This is a genomic window from Limnohabitans sp. Jir72, from assembly GCF_003063575.1.
Classification (GTDB): Bacteria; Pseudomonadota; Gammaproteobacteria; order Burkholderiales; family Burkholderiaceae_C; genus Limnohabitans_A.
Genome location: NZ_NESC01000002.1, coordinates 211,262 through 224,745, shown reverse-complemented (window position 1 = coordinate 224,745; position 13,484 = coordinate 211,262). Strand labels below are relative to the sequence as shown.

At 55.1% G+C, this 13,484-nt stretch carries 21 protein-coding genes; 18 read left to right on the top strand and 3 right to left on the bottom strand.

Features of this window, described 5'->3' with window-relative positions; genetic code table 11:
* Positions 1–100 precede the first annotated feature (100 nt).
* The 16 genes from rpsL (at position 101) to B9Z52_RS04010 (ending at position 10,747) form a co-directional block, all read left to right on the top strand.
* Positions 101–478, top strand: coding sequence for a 30S ribosomal protein S12 (rpsL, locus tag B9Z52_RS04085; protein WP_011466063.1), 378 nt, complete (start codon positions 101–103; stop codon positions 476–478).
* A 164-nt stretch (positions 479–642) separates the two neighbouring features.
* A complete protein-coding gene (gene rpsG / locus B9Z52_RS04080; RefSeq protein ID WP_019426275.1) occupies positions 643–1,113 on the top strand; it encodes a 30S ribosomal protein S7 in 471 nt (156 codons plus the stop codon).
* Between the two features lie 99 nt (positions 1,114–1,212).
* On the top strand, positions 1,213–3,315 hold the full coding sequence (gene fusA / locus B9Z52_RS04075) for an elongation factor G (protein WP_108412563.1): 2,103 nt from the start codon (positions 1,213–1,215) through the stop codon (positions 3,313–3,315).
* 205 nt (positions 3,316–3,520) lie between these two features.
* On the top strand, positions 3,521–4,711 hold the full coding sequence (tuf, locus tag B9Z52_RS04070) for an elongation factor Tu (RefSeq protein ID WP_108412496.1): 1,191 nt from the start codon (positions 3,521–3,523) through the stop codon (positions 4,709–4,711).
* Positions 4,712–4,785: 74 nt separating this feature from the next.
* Positions 4,786–5,100, top strand: coding sequence for a 30S ribosomal protein S10 (gene rpsJ / locus B9Z52_RS04065; protein ID WP_100133892.1), 315 nt, complete (start codon positions 4,786–4,788; stop codon positions 5,098–5,100).
* Between the two features lie 182 nt (positions 5,101–5,282).
* Positions 5,283–5,948, top strand: a complete 666-nt coding sequence (gene rplC, locus B9Z52_RS04060) for a 50S ribosomal protein L3 (RefSeq protein WP_108326904.1) — start codon at positions 5,283–5,285, stop codon at positions 5,946–5,948.
* Positions 5,948–6,568, top strand: coding sequence for a 50S ribosomal protein L4 (rplD, locus tag B9Z52_RS04055; RefSeq protein ID WP_053172821.1), 621 nt, complete (start codon positions 5,948–5,950; stop codon positions 6,566–6,568). Before rplC ends, rplD begins: the two co-directional genes overlap by 1 nt.
* The gene (rplW, locus tag B9Z52_RS04050; protein ID WP_108412562.1) at positions 6,565–6,879 is read left to right on the top strand and encodes a 50S ribosomal protein L23; all 315 of its coding nucleotides are present in this window, start codon (positions 6,565–6,567) and stop codon (positions 6,877–6,879) included. Before rplD ends, rplW begins: the two co-directional genes overlap by 4 nt.
* 2 nt (positions 6,880–6,881) lie before the next feature.
* Positions 6,882–7,706: a 50S ribosomal protein L2 gene (rplB, locus tag B9Z52_RS04045; protein WP_108412561.1), complete on the top strand. Its 825-nt coding sequence runs from the start codon at positions 6,882–6,884 to the stop codon at positions 7,704–7,706.
* A 10-nt stretch (positions 7,707–7,716) separates the two neighbouring features.
* Complete coding sequence (gene rpsS / locus B9Z52_RS04040; RefSeq protein WP_108326812.1) at positions 7,717–7,995, top strand: 30S ribosomal protein S19; 279 nt, start codon at positions 7,717–7,719, stop codon at positions 7,993–7,995.
* A 9-nt stretch (positions 7,996–8,004) separates the two neighbouring features.
* Positions 8,005–8,334, top strand: a complete 330-nt coding sequence (gene rplV / locus B9Z52_RS04035) for a 50S ribosomal protein L22 (RefSeq protein WP_019426902.1) — start codon at positions 8,005–8,007, stop codon at positions 8,332–8,334.
* Between the two features lie 12 nt (positions 8,335–8,346).
* The gene (gene rpsC, locus B9Z52_RS04030) at positions 8,347–9,225 is read left to right on the top strand and encodes a 30S ribosomal protein S3 (protein WP_100120206.1); all 879 of its coding nucleotides are present in this window, start codon (positions 8,347–8,349) and stop codon (positions 9,223–9,225) included.
* A gap of 11 nt (positions 9,226–9,236) precedes the next feature.
* Entirely contained in the window at positions 9,237–9,653 is a 417-nt protein-coding gene (gene rplP, locus B9Z52_RS04025; protein ID WP_019426900.1) for a 50S ribosomal protein L16, read from the top strand.
* 17 nt (positions 9,654–9,670) lie between these two features.
* Complete coding sequence (rpmC, locus tag B9Z52_RS04020) at positions 9,671–9,865, top strand: 50S ribosomal protein L29 (RefSeq protein WP_053172813.1); 195 nt, start codon at positions 9,671–9,673, stop codon at positions 9,863–9,865.
* A gap of 9 nt (positions 9,866–9,874) precedes the next feature.
* Positions 9,875–10,144 (top strand): 30S ribosomal protein S17, encoded by a 270-nt coding sequence (gene rpsQ / locus B9Z52_RS04015; RefSeq protein ID WP_108412560.1) that lies wholly within the window; start codon positions 9,875–9,877, stop codon positions 10,142–10,144.
* A 96-nt stretch (positions 10,145–10,240) separates the two neighbouring features.
* Positions 10,241–10,747, top strand: coding sequence for a peroxiredoxin (locus B9Z52_RS04010; RefSeq protein WP_108412559.1), 507 nt, complete (start codon positions 10,241–10,243; stop codon positions 10,745–10,747).
* 86 nt (positions 10,748–10,833) lie between these two features.
* On the opposite strand, the gene B9Z52_RS17975 is transcribed toward B9Z52_RS04010, so the two are convergent.
* Entirely contained in the window at positions 10,834–11,094 is a 261-nt protein-coding gene (locus tag B9Z52_RS17975; RefSeq protein ID WP_199222030.1) for a hypothetical protein, read from the bottom strand.
* Here B9Z52_RS17975 and B9Z52_RS18260 point away from each other — a divergent pair.
* Both B9Z52_RS18260 and B9Z52_RS17965 read left to right on the top strand, forming a co-directional pair.
* Positions 11,032–11,250, top strand: a complete 219-nt coding sequence (locus B9Z52_RS18260; RefSeq protein ID WP_369907846.1) for a hypothetical protein — start codon at positions 11,032–11,034, stop codon at positions 11,248–11,250. The genes B9Z52_RS17975 and B9Z52_RS18260 overlap by 63 nt on opposite strands.
* 125 nt (positions 11,251–11,375) lie before the next feature.
* Positions 11,376–11,882: a transposase gene (locus B9Z52_RS17965; protein ID WP_199222029.1), complete on the top strand. Its 507-nt coding sequence runs from the start codon at positions 11,376–11,378 to the stop codon at positions 11,880–11,882.
* Between the two features lie 328 nt (positions 11,883–12,210).
* Here the strand turns inward: B9Z52_RS17965 and B9Z52_RS04000 are convergent, their stop codons facing one another.
* Both B9Z52_RS04000 and B9Z52_RS03995 read right to left on the bottom strand, forming a co-directional pair.
* A complete protein-coding gene (locus tag B9Z52_RS04000; RefSeq protein ID WP_108412558.1) occupies positions 12,211–12,702 on the bottom strand; it encodes a GNAT family N-acetyltransferase in 492 nt (163 codons plus the stop codon).
* A gap of 82 nt (positions 12,703–12,784) precedes the next feature.
* Entirely contained in the window at positions 12,785–13,462 is a 678-nt protein-coding gene (locus tag B9Z52_RS03995; RefSeq protein WP_108412557.1) for a cytochrome b/b6 domain-containing protein, read from the bottom strand.
* Between the last annotated feature and the right edge of the window lie 22 nt (positions 13,463–13,484).

Below are 13,484 nucleotides of genomic sequence, written 5' to 3'. Positions count from 1 at the left end.
TGTCACAAGCTCGTCGGGCGGTTATACTGGCGGGCTTTTCCGCTTTTGGGGCGGGGAAGTTTCTTTTGTCTAAATTCAACGTTTAGGGACGTTACAAACAATGCCAACCATCAATCAATTGGTGCGTCAGGGGCGCGAGGTCGAAACGATCAAGTCCAAAAGCCCTGCGATGCAAAACTCTCCACAGCGTCGTGGTGTCTGCACCCGTGTGTACACCACAACGCCTAAAAAGCCTAACTCCGCTCTGCGTAAAGTTGCCAAAGTGCGCTTGACCAACGGTTTTGAGGTCATCTCTTACATCGGCGGTGAAGGCCACAACCTGCAGGAGCACTCTGTTGTTCTGGTGCGCGGTGGTCGTGTCAAAGACTTGCCAGGTGTGCGTTACCACATTGTCCGCGGTTCTCTGGATCTGCAAGGCGTGAAAGACCGCAAGCAGTCTCGCTCCAAGTACGGCGCGAAGAAGCCAAAAGCCAAGTAAGCCCTCACGGGTTGAAATTTTTCGGTGCTGTTTCCCGCGTGGCGCGGTGATCCAGCGAAGTGACCCGAAGCCCGGAATTGTCCTGGTGGGTCGAGTAAGTGAGTGTTTTGAATAACGCTCGCGGTGTCTGAAAAGACGCCAACTGAAGCAATATGAGGTGAAATATGCCACGTCGTCGCGAAGTCCCTAAACGTGAAATCCTGCCGGATCCCAAGTTCGGCAATGTCGAGTTGTCCAAGTTCATGAACGTGATCATGGAAGGCGGCAAAAAAGCTGTTGCCGAGCGCATCATTTATGGTGCCCTCGAAAACATGGAAAAGAAAACAGGCAAAGACCCTGTCGAGCTGTTCTCCATCGCCATCAACAACGTCAAGCCCATGGTGGAAGTGAAATCCCGCCGCGTGGGTGGTGCGAACTACCAGGTGCCTGTTGAAGTGCGCCCTGTTCGTCGCTTGGCCCTGTCGATGCGCTGGATCAAAGAAGCCGCACGCAAGCGCGGCGAGAAGTCGATGGCCCTGCGTTTGGCCAACGAATTGCTCGAGGCCAACGAAGGCCGTGGCGGTGCCATGAAAAAGCGTGACGAAGTTCACCGCATGGCCGAAGCCAACAAGGCGTTCTCGCACTTCCGCTTCTGATTCACAAGGGCTTCACAAAGAAGCCCGACACTGTCAGAAGCCAGCCCGCTGGCCCCAAAAGGGGTGGCGGGCTTTGGTACTTAATCATTGGAGAAATTTATGGCTCGCATCACCCCTATCGAGCGGTATCGCAACATTGGTATTTCGGCGCACATTGACGCTGGCAAGACCACCACGACCGAACGTATCTTGTTTTACACCGGCGTGAACCACAAAATTGGTGAAGTGCACGACGGCGCTGCTACCATGGACTGGATGGAGCAAGAGCAAGAGCGTGGCATCACGATCACCTCTGCTGCCACCACCTGCTTCTGGAAGGGCATGGACGGCTCTTTCGAAGACCACCGCATCAACATCATCGACACCCCCGGCCACGTTGACTTCACGATTGAAGTTGAGCGTTCCATGCGTGTTCTGGACGGTGCTTGCATGGTTTATTGCGCTGTGGGCGGCGTGCAGCCCCAGTCTGAAACCGTGTGGCGTCAGGCGAACAAGTACAAAGTGCCACGTTTGGCCTTTGTGAACAAGATGGACCGTACCGGTGCCAACTTTTTCAAAGTCGTGGAGCAGATGAAGTTGCGCCTGAAGGCCAACCCAGTGCCGATCGTGATCCCAATCGGTGCCGAAGAAAACTTCACGGGTGTGGTCGATCTGCGCAAGATGAAAGCCATCATCTGGGACGAAGCTTCCCAGGGCATGAAGTTCACTTTCGAAGAAATTCCTGCCGACTTGGTCGAAGTGGCCAAAGAGTGGCGCGAGAAAATGGTCGAAGCGGCTGCTGAAGCCTCTGAAGAGCTGATGAACAAGTACCTCGAAGAAGGCGACTTGACCGAAGAAGAAATCACGCAAGGCTTGCGCGTTCGCACCATCAACAGCGAAATCCAGCCCATGTTGTGCGGTACAGCGTTCAAGAACAAAGGCGTGCAGCGCATGTTGGATGCGGTTCTCGAACTGATGCCTTCTCCTCTCGACGTGAAAGCCATCAAGGGTTTTGACGAAGACGAAAAAGAAATTACACGCAAGGCCGACGACGAAGAGAAATTCTCTGCGCTGGCTTTCAAACTGATGACCGATCCATTTGTGGGTCAGCTGACATTTGTGCGTGTGTATTCCGGCGTTCTGAAAAAGGGCGATACCGTTTACAACTCTGTGCGCGGCAAAAAAGAGCGCATTGGCCGTATCGTGCAGATGCATGCCAACAACCGTGAAGAAGTCGACGAAATCCGCGCTGGCGACATTGCTGCTTGCGTGGGCTTGAAAGATGTGACCACAGGCGAAACCTTGTGCGATCCCAATGCGATCATCACTTTGGAGCGCATGGTGTTCCCTGACTCGGTGATCCGCCAAGCTGTTGAACCTAAGACAAAGGCTGACCAAGAAAAAATGGGCATGGCGCTGTCCCGTCTTGCTGCCGAAGATCCATCTTTCCGCGTGCAAACCGACGAAGAATCTGGTCAGACCATCATCGGCGGCCAGGGCGAACTCCACCTGGAAATCATCGTGGACCGCATGAAGCGCGAATTCGGTGTGGAAGCCAACGTGGGCAAGCCCCAAGTGGCTTACCGCGAAACCATCCGCAAGACCGTCGAAGAGGCCGAAGGCAAGTTCGTGCGTCAGTCCGGTGGTAAGGGTCAATACGGCCACGTGGTTCTGAAGGTTGAACCTCAGGAACCTGGCAAGGGCTTTGAATTCGTTGACGCCATCAAGGGCGGTGTGGTTCCCCGTGAATACATCCCTGCGGTGGAAAAAGGCGTGATCGAAGCTTTGGGTCAAGGCGTGCTGGCGGGCTACCCCGTTGTGGACGTCAAGGTCACCTTGCACTTCGGTTCGTACCACGACGTGGACTCGAACGAAATGGCCTTCAAGATGGCCGCCATCTTTGGCTTCAAAGAAGGTTGCCGCAAAGCCAGCCCCGTGATTCTGGAGCCGATGATGGCGGTGGAAGTCGAGACCCCTGAAGACTATGCTGGTAACGTGATGGGCGACTTGTCTTCACGCCGTGGCATGGTCCAAGGCATGGACGACATGGTCGGTGGCGGCAAAGCGATCAAAGCAGAAGTGCCATTGTCCGAAATGTTCGGCTACTCGACCACACTGCGCTCCATGTCGCAAGGTCGTGCAACGTACACGATGGAATTCAAGCACTACGCTGAAGCTCCTCGCAACGTGGCCGAAGCCATCGTCGCTTCACGCGCAAAATAAAAGACTGTGTGCCGGACCAAATTCGCCTGCGAATTTGCTCGGGCACCTCTGACTAAAAGCAAGTGAAAAGCAAGCCATAGTCAGATCTGAAAGTTCAGAAACTGTCTGCGATCAAGTGCCACTCTGTGCCCGTGCGGAGTGATCAAGCAACCTGATGCAAACATTAAACCAACACACGGGCATTGCTCTTTTTAAGGATTGAAAAATGGCTAAAGAAAAATTCGAACGGACCAAACCGCACGTCAACGTCGGCACCATTGGTCACGTTGACCACGGCAAAACGACACTGACTGCTGCCATCACCACTGTGTTGGCTACCAAATTCGGTGGTTCGGCCAAAGCGTACGACCAGATCGACGCTGCACCCGAAGAAAAAGCCCGTGGTATCACGATCAACACCGCACACGTGGAGTACGAGACGGCTAACCGTCACTACGCGCACGTGGACTGCCCAGGCCACGCTGACTATGTGAAAAACATGATCACGGGCGCTGCCCAGATGGACGGCGCGATCCTGGTTTGCTCCGCTGCTGACGGCCCTATGCCTCAGACCCGCGAGCACATCTTGTTGGCTCGTCAGGTTGGCGTGCCTTACATCATCGTGTTCCTGAACAAGTGCGACATGGTCGACGACGCTGAGTTGTTGGAACTGGTCGAGATGGAAGTGCGTGAGTTGTTGTCCAAGTACGACTTCCCAGGCGACGACACACCGATCATCCAAGGTTCAGCCAAGCTGGCCCTGGAAGGCGACAAGGGTCCTTTGGGCGAAGAAGCCATCATGAAGCTGGCTGACGCTTTGGACACCTACATCCCTACACCTGAGCGTGCAGTGGACGGTGCTTTCTTGATGCCCGTGGAAGACGTGTTCTCCATCTCTGGCCGCGGCACTGTGGTGACTGGCCGTATCGAGCGCGGTATCGTCAAAGTCGGCGAAGAAATCGAAATCGTGGGTATCAAAGACACGGTCAAGACCACTTGCACGGGCGTTGAGATGTTCCGCAAGCTGCTGGACCAAGGTCAAGCTGGCGACAACGTCGGCATCTTGCTGCGCGGCACCAAGCGCGAAGACGTCGAGCGCGGCCAAGTGCTGTGCAAGCCAGGCTCGATCAAGCCACACACCCACTTCACGGGCGAGATCTATGTCTTGTCCAAAGACGAAGGTGGCCGTCACACGCCATTCTTCAACAACTACCGTCCCCAGTTCTACTTCCGTACGACTGACGTGACGGGCGCGATCGAATTGCCAGAAGGCAAAGAGATGGTGATGCCTGGTGACAACGTGTCGATCACTGTGAAGTTGATCAACCCCATCGCGATGGAAGAGGGCTTGCGCTTTGCCATCCGCGAAGGCGGCCGTACCGTCGGTGCTGGCGTTGTTGCCAAGATCATTGCTTAATTTTTTGTGGTTCAGTGTCGCAAGGGCCTGGCCTTTGCGCGCTGTCATCAGAACACTTACCACAAGGAATTGACATGTCATCCAAGCAAAAAATCCGCATCCGCCTGAAGGCGTTTGACTACAAACTGATCGACCAGTCCGCTGCTGAGATCGTTGAAACTGCCAAGCGCACCGGCGCGATTGTCAAGGGCCCCGTGCCATTGCCAACCCGCATGAAGCGTTTCGACATCCTGCGTTCACCTCACGTCAACAAGACCAGCCGTGACCAGTTGGAAATTCGCACACACCAGCGTTTGATGGACATCGTGGACCCTACAGATAAAACTGTGGATGCCTTGATGAAACTCGATCTGCCCGCCGGCGTAGACGTGGAAATCAAGTTGCAGTAATGCAGTTTGGGGTGGTCTTGAACCGCCCAAATCACTTGAAAAATAGCCTGACTTGCTAGAAATGGCCAGCCGGGCTATAATTTCAGGCTCACTCCGTTTTGGGGTGAGATTTATTAACAGTCTTTCACGCAAAAACGTGGCTGCCAATTGAAGTGGCCGCGGTGGAAGTTTTGGAGAAAACAATGAGTCTGAGCAACTCCCTCGGGTTGCTGGGTCGCAAGGTGGGCATGATGCGTCTGTTCACTGATGATGGGGACGCAGTGCCTGTCACAGTGGTGGATGTTTCTAACAACCGCGTATCCCAGGTCAAAACCCAAGAGAACGATGGCTATGTCGCTTTGCAAGTGACATTTGGTGCCCGCAAGGCATCGCGTGTGACCAAGCCTATCGCTGGTCACTTGGCCAAAGCCGGTGTTGAAGCCGGTGAAATCATTCAAGAATTCCGCGTGACCGCCGACACGGCTGCCCAGTACGCTGCTGGTGCTGCTGTGCCCGTGGCTGCTGTGTTCGCTGTGGGCCAGAAAGTGGACGTGCAAGGCACTTCCATCGGTAAGGGCTTCACCGGCACGATCAAGCGTCACAACTTCAAATCGCAGCGCGCGTCGCACGGTAACAGCCGTTCGCACAACGTGCCCGGTTCGATCTCGATGGCGCAGGATCCTGGTCGCGTGTTCCCTGGCAAGAAAATGTCGGGTCACCTCGGCGATGTCACTTGCACCACCCAGAACTTGGACGTGGTCCGCGTTGACGAAGCCCGTGGTCTGTTGATGATCAAAGGTGCTATCCCCGGTTCCAAAGGTGGTTTCGTGACTGTGCGTCCCGCCGTTAAAGCTAAAGGAGCGAACTGATGCAGCTCGAACTCCTGAACGACCAAGGTCAAGCCGCCTCCAAAGTGGACGCGCCTGAAACCGTGTTCGGTCGTGAATACAACGAAGCCCTGATTCACCAGATCGTGGTGGCTTATCAGGCCAATGCCCGTCAAGGCACCCGCGCTCAAAAGGACCGTGAACAAGTTCACCACTCCACCAAGAAGCCTTTCAAACAAAAAGGTACTGGTCGCGCACGTGCTGGTATGACTTCCTCGCCTCTGTGGCGCGGCGGTGGTCGGATTTTCCCGAACATGCCCGACGAAAACTTCACCCAGAAGATCAACAAGAAGATGTACCGCGCTGGTATGGCTTCGATCTTCTCGCAGTTGGCCCGCGAAGGTCGCCTGGCTGTGGTGGACTCCTTCAAAGTCGAGACCCCCAAGACGAAAGCCTTGGCCGCCAAGTTCAAGGCCATGAGCCTGGACAACGTGTTGGTGATCGCTGACGAAGTCGACGAAAACCTGTACCTGGCATCGCGCAACTTGATCAACATCCTGATTGTTGAGCCACGTTATGCCGATCCCGTGTCTTTGGTGAACTTCAAGAAAGTCCTCGTGACCAAAGGTGCCATGGACAAACTCAAGGAGATGTTCGCATGAGCGCCGTGAAGTTTGACGAAGGTCGTCTGATGTCGGTGTTGGTGGCTCCCATCGTGTCCGAAAAGGCCACGCAGGTTGCTGAAAAGTCCAACGCTGTGACATTCAAAGTGCTGCAGGACGCTACCAAGCCTGAAATCAAAGCCGCTGTGGAATTGATGTTCAAGGTCGAGGTCAAAGGCGTGTCTGTGGTGAATACCAAGGGCAAGACCAAGCGTTTTGGCAAGACCATCGGCCGTCGCGACAACATTCGCAAGGCTTATGTCACGCTGAAACCAGGTCAAGAGCTGAACCTGTCCGGGGAGGCTGCGTAATCATGGCTGTCATCAAGATCAAACCTACCTCCCCAGGCCGTCGTGGCGTGGTGAAGGTCACCCGTGACCACCTGTACAAAGGTGAAGGCTACGCTCCTCTGCTGGAACCCCAGCACCAGAAGGCTGGCCGTAACAACAACGGTCACATCACAACACGCCACAAAGGTGGTGGTCACAAGCACCACTACCGCGTGGTGGACTTCAAGCGCAACAAGGACGCGATTCCAGCCAAAGTTGAGCGCATTGAGTACGATCCAAACCGTACCGCGCACATTGCTTTGCTGTGCTACGCCGATGGCGAGCGCCGCTACATCATTGCCCCCCGTGGCATTGAGGTCGGTGCAACGCTGCTGTCGGGTGCTGAAGCCCCGATCCGCGCTGGTAACACCTTGCCGATCCGCAACATCCCCGTGGGTTCGACCATTCACTGCATCGAGCTCAAGCCCGGTGCTGGTGCTCAGATCGCCCGTTCGGCTGGTGCCTCGGCAACCTTGCTGGCTCGCGAAGGCATCTACGCTCAAGTGCGTATGCGCTCCGGTGAAGTTCGCAAGATCCACATCGAGTGCCGTGCAACGATTGGTGAAGTCGCCAACGAAGAACACAGCCTGCGCCAATTGGGCAAGGCCGGTGTCAAGCGCTGGATGGGTATCCGCCCAACGGTTCGTGGCGTTGCCATGAACCCAGTGGATCACCCACACGGTGGTGGCGAAGGTCGCACCGGCGAAGGCCGTCATGCAGTTGACCCATGGGGTAACCTGACAAAAGGCTACCGTACCCGTAACAACAAGCGCACACAGGTCATGATCGTGTCGCGTCGCAAGAAGTAAGGGGTAGCCAATGACTCGTTCTCTGAAAAAAGGTCCATTCGTTGACCACCATTTGCTGGTGAAGGTTGAAAAAGCCGTTGCCACCAAAGATAAAAAGCCCGTCAAAACATGGTCGCGTCGCTCCATGGTTCTGCCCGAGTTCATCGGTCTGACCATCGCCGTTCACAACGGCAAGCAACACGTTCCTGTTTATGTGACCGACCAGATGGTTGGCCACAAATTGGGCGAATTCGCATTGACCCGGACATTCAAGGGTCACCCTGCGGACAAAAAAGTCCAGAAGAAATAAGGAAAGACCATGGAAACACGTGCAGTCCTCCGGGGCGTCCGTTTGTCGGTCGATAAAGGCCGTCTGGTCGCCGATTTGATTCGCGGCAAGAAAGTGGATCAAGCTCTGAACATTTTGACTTTCACGCAGAAAAAAGCTGCTGGCATCGTCAAGAAGGTTCTCGAGTCCGCCATTGCCAACGCCGAGCACAACGACGGCGCCGACATCGACGAATTGAAGGTGAAAACCATCTACGTTGAGCAAGGCACCACGCTCAAGCGTTTCACCGCCCGCGCCAAAGGCCGCGGTAACCGCATCAGCAAGCCCACATGCCATGTGTATGTGACGGTCGGCAATTAATCAGGAAGAACTATGGGACAGAAAATCCATCCTACCGGTTTCCGCCTGGCTGTCAGCCGTAACTGGGCAAGCCGCTGGTACGCGAGCAACAAAGACTTCGCCGGCATGCTGGCCGAAGACATCAAGGTGCGTGAGTACCTCAAGGCCAAGCTCAAGAACGCTGCGGTTTCCCGCGTGTTGATCGAGCGTCCAGCCAAGAGCGCCCGCATCACCATCTTCTCGGCTCGTCCAGGTGTGGTGATCGGTAAAAAAGGCGAAGACATCGAGTTGCTCAAGAAAGAACTCGCTGCTCGTCTGGGCGTGCCAGTGGCCGTGAACATCGAAGAAGTGCGCAAGCCCGAAATCGATGCTCAACTGATCGCTGACAGCATCACCCAACAGCTCGAGAAGCGGATCATGTTCCGCCGCGCCATGAAGCGCGCCATGCAAAACGCCATGCGTCTGGGTGCCCAAGGCATCAAGATCATGTCGGCTGGCCGTTTGAACGGTATCGAAATTGCGCGTACCGAGTGGTATCGCGAAGGCCGTGTGCCATTGCACACCCTGCGCGCTGACATCGACTACGCCACTTCCGAAGCCAAGACCACCTACGGCATCATTGGTGTCAAGGTCTGGGTCTACAAAGGCGACACACTGGGCCGCAATGACGCTCCTGCACTGGCTGAGCCACGTGCCGAAGAAGAGCGCCGCCCACGTGGTCCACGTCGTGATGCCCGTCCTGGCGACCGCCCAACAGGCGATCGTCGTGGTGGCCCACGTCGCCCCGCAGGCACCAACACAGCCCCCACTGACGGTAGCGACAAGCCCGCCGGTGCAGGTGGTGATGCCAAACCCGCCGTTAAGCGCGTACGCACAGTCGCCGCGCCAGCTGCAGCAGCTGACGGTCAATAAGGAGTAACAACATGCTGCAACCTGCTCGCAGAAAGTTCCGCAAGGAACAGAAAGGCCGCAACACCGGCGTCGCTACCCGTGGCAACACGGTGGCGTTCGGTGATTTCGGTCTGAAGTCCACAGATCGCGGCCGTTTGACGGCCCGCCAGATCGAAGCCGCACGCCGTGCGATTTCCCGTCACGTCAAGCGTGGTGGTCGCATCTGGATTCGCGTGTTCCCTGACAAGCCGATTTCCACCAAGCCTGCTGAAGTGCGTATGGGTAACGGCAAAGGTAACCCCGAGTACTACGTGGCTGAGATCCAACCTGGTAAGGTGCTCTACGAAATCGTGGGCGTGCCTGAAGAGTTGGCCCGTGAAGCCTTCAAATTGGCCGCTGCCAAGTTGCCCCTGCGCACCACATTCGTGGCTCGCATGATTGGCCAATAATTCAGGAGAAACAAGAAATGAACGCTGCTGAATTGCGCCAAAAAGACGTTGCTGGTGTGAAAGACGAGATCAAGGCGCTGCAAAAAGCCCACTTTGGTCTGCGTATGCAAAAAGCCACGCAACAACTCGGCAACACCGGTACGTTGAGCCAGACTCGCCGTGCCATCGCTCGTGCCAAAACCATCCTTGCCCAAAAGCAAGCCGCCAAGTAAGGAGTGACCATGACGGAAGCTAAAACATCCCTCAAGCGCACCTTGATTGGCAAGGTGGTCAGCGACAAGCGCGCGAAGACCGTGACCGTGCTGGTGGAGCGTCGTGTCAAGCACGCCCTCTACGGCAAGATCGTGGCCAAGTCGAGCAAATACCATGCGCACGACGAAAAAGGTGAATTTCACCTGGGCGACATGATCGAAATCACAGAAAGCAAGCCGATTTCGAAAACCAAAAACTGGGTCGCTACGCGCCTGGTTGAAAAGGCTGCTGCCGTTTAAGCTCAAAAAGCTTCTTCGCTGCAATCTTTCGAAAAACGACCCACAATGGTGGGTCGTTTTTTTTCGTCCATTCATTTTTCAAACAGGAAGACAATCATGATCCAAGTCGGAGACACTCTGCCCGCAGCTACGCTGATGGAATACGTTGAAGTGGAGGGCAATGGCTGTAGCATTGGCCCTAATCCAGTGGATGTGGCCAAAGCCACTGCGGGTAAAACGATCGCTTTGTTCGCCTTGCCCGGGGCGTTCACGCCGACATGCTCTGCCAAACACGTGCCAGGTTATGTTGAAAGTTATGAGGCCTTCAAGGCCGCGGGCGTGGAAGAAATCTGGTGCGTCAGCGTCAACGATGCCTTCGTGATGGGGGCTTGGGCGCGTGACCAGAAGACAGGCACCAAGGTGCGCATGTTGGCCGATGGCAGCGCTGACTTCAGCAAGGCCACTGGCTTGACGCTGGATTTGACCACGCGTGGCATGGGCTTGCGCAGCAATCGCTATTCGATGCTGGTCAAAGATGGCAAAGTCACAAGCTTGAACATTGAAGGCCCCGGCAAGTTCGAGGTCAGCGATGCGGCAACTTTGCTTGCTCAAGTCAAAGCTTGAGCCTGGGCATTACTGAAAAAGGGGCCTTAGGGCTAATGCCAGTCAGTTAAGAGCTGACCGGTTTTAATTTAAAAAGGGAACCCTGTTCAAACACGGTTCCCTTTTTCATGAGCTGGCTGCAAAACGATCTTTCCCAAACAATTCAAAGCACTCCCGAGCGGCTGGATCAGCTCAGCAGCCTTATCCATCCTCTGTGGATTACTCCTGTCCTGTGCGCCACAGGCAAAGCCTCCATATGAAGACGCAAGCTGCCTGCCGAACACGTTATTTGGCTGGGCATCGGATTGGCTCTTTTTCGCAATCAACCCATATGGGACGGGGTCAGGCAGTTGCAATTGACGTTGCACAACCAATCCTTAAGCGTGCCCAGCGCTGCCGTTGCCGGGTGTCAACGTTTGGGAGAAGAGCCTTTGGCGCATTTGTTTCGCCTGTTTTTGTCAGGAGTGGACAGCCTGCGAGTGCGTTTGTCAACGCGTGCTGGGCATGCGCCTTTTGGCCGTTGATGGCGTTGTCTGGGCGACACCCGATACCACAGCCAACCGCTTGGCCTTGGGCAGCAGCAGTAATCAACATGGCTCGGGTGGGTGGCCTCAAATTCGGGCTGTCCGCCTGATGGATACGTCATGAGTTGCTCGATGCACGCATGGGCGGCATGAGTCAGGGCGAGCTGACGCTGGCAGTAGATTTACAAAACATCGATCAGTCCCTGACAGTGTTTGATCGGGCCTACTTCTGGGCAGCCTTTTTGCTGAACTGGCAGTCGCAAGGACAAGACAGACACTCGCTGATGCGAGCCAAAGACAACTTGCGACACGAAGTGATCGTCCAACACGATGAGCATGACTGTTTGGTCAGCATACCAGTGTCGCCGACGGCCAGAAAGATTGATCCTCAATTGCCAAGCCATTGGCAAGCCCGTTTGATTCTGGTGCAGCTGGGTGGGCGCAAGCGCCGGTTCATCACGTCGCTGATGGATGCGAGCCGCTATACGGTCCAAGAACTGGCCAAGCTGTACATGCAGCGCTGGGAGATTGAGTTGGGATTTCTGGAGATCAAGCACTCATTGCAAAGTTGCAATGGACGCTGCGAGGCAAACAGCCGCAGCTGGTGCGACAGGAGCTATGGGGTGTGCTGATTGCATATACGTTGTTGCGCAGACTGATGCGACAGATGGCTGCACACGTGAAGGTGGAGCCATTGCGAATGGGCTTTCACGTTGCGAGTATGGCCATCATCGATATGTTGCGCTTTGCGCCACTGGAGTCGGCTGGGACGTTGCCTAAACGGTTGCAGCTGTTGTTTGATCAGGCGCATTTATTTGTTTTACCGCCAAGGCGTAAACGTTCATACCCTCGGGTTGTCAAAACAAAGACTGCCAAATACCCAGCAAAAATGCCAGTCAGCTCTTAACTGACTGGCATTAGCCTTAGGGCCCCTTTTTTTATGAAGCAGGCGCGCAACCATCAGCCGATGTCGACCTTCAGGTAATGTGCCCCCGCATAGGGGTTGTGATAAAACGGCGGGACTTCTTCAAAGCCAAGGTCTTCATAAAGTGCTCTTGCAGCTTCCATGTCGTCGAGGGTGTCGAGCAAAACACATGCGTAAGCTGCGCGGTGTGCTGCATCCAAAATGGCTTCCGTCAATTGCCTGCCCAGTCCCAAACCTCTAAACGCAGGACGAACATACAGGCGTTTCATTTCGGCAGCATTGCTGTAATCACAGCCGTCCAATGGCCGTAGCGCACAACAACCGGCGACTTCACCATTGACGTGCGCCAGTAGCAAAGCACCGCGAGGGTCTGCATATTCCCCTGGCAGGTTTTTGAGCTCCTCGTCGAAGTTCTGAAAGTGCAAATCGACCTTCAAAGAAGCTGCGTATTCTTCGAAGATCGCATACGCCTTGGCGAGATCGACCGGTGTCAGGGCTGGCAACAATTCAACAGATGGCGTGTTCAAGAGAAAACTAAAAGTGAAGCACAAGAAAGTGTAGCGTCACATGCGCACTACTTGATCGAATGGCTGTCGCGCTGGTGAGCCATCACGAACCCAGCGAAACTACAAAACCAACTAGGGCACATGCCAGCACCATTAAAGACACGGCCAGCCAGCGTGAACGGTTTTGATCCGATGATGCAGGAACTGAATCGGGTAGCACTTTGTTGCCGTGCCACATGGCCGAGACCAAGGCTTGACGTTTGCGCCAGCTGTACCAAACGATAGCCGTGAGGTGAAGCAACACCAGCGCCAGCAAAATCAGCTTGCCCCAATGCTTGTGCCAGCTCGTGGCCAAATTCACCCAAGTGCCAGAAATCAGGCTGGACAAAGGCCCTGTGTTGGCGATTTCGTCATCGCTGAAAAGGCCGGTCCCGACCTGCAGGCTCAAAAAAAACAGCAAAGCCACGACAGACCATGAGCCCAAGGGGTTGTGGCCGGCGATTTGCTGGCTGCTGGACTGGCCTTGCAAATAGCTTTGAACATGCTTCCAGCCCAAAGGCAGCCTGGACCAGCGGGACCAATGACCTCCGATGAAGCCCCAGCCACCTCGAAAAAGCAGGAGGCCAAAAACCACATAGCCAAGCCTGAAATGCCAGACCATGGCATTCCCGCCGATGTTGCCTGAAATGACGAGCCCCACCACGCAAGCGGCTAGGACCCAGTGAAAAATGCGCGTAGGCAAATCCCAGATGTGGACAGTGAACGATGAGTCGGTGTTCATGCAGAGCGATCCAAAATGTGAG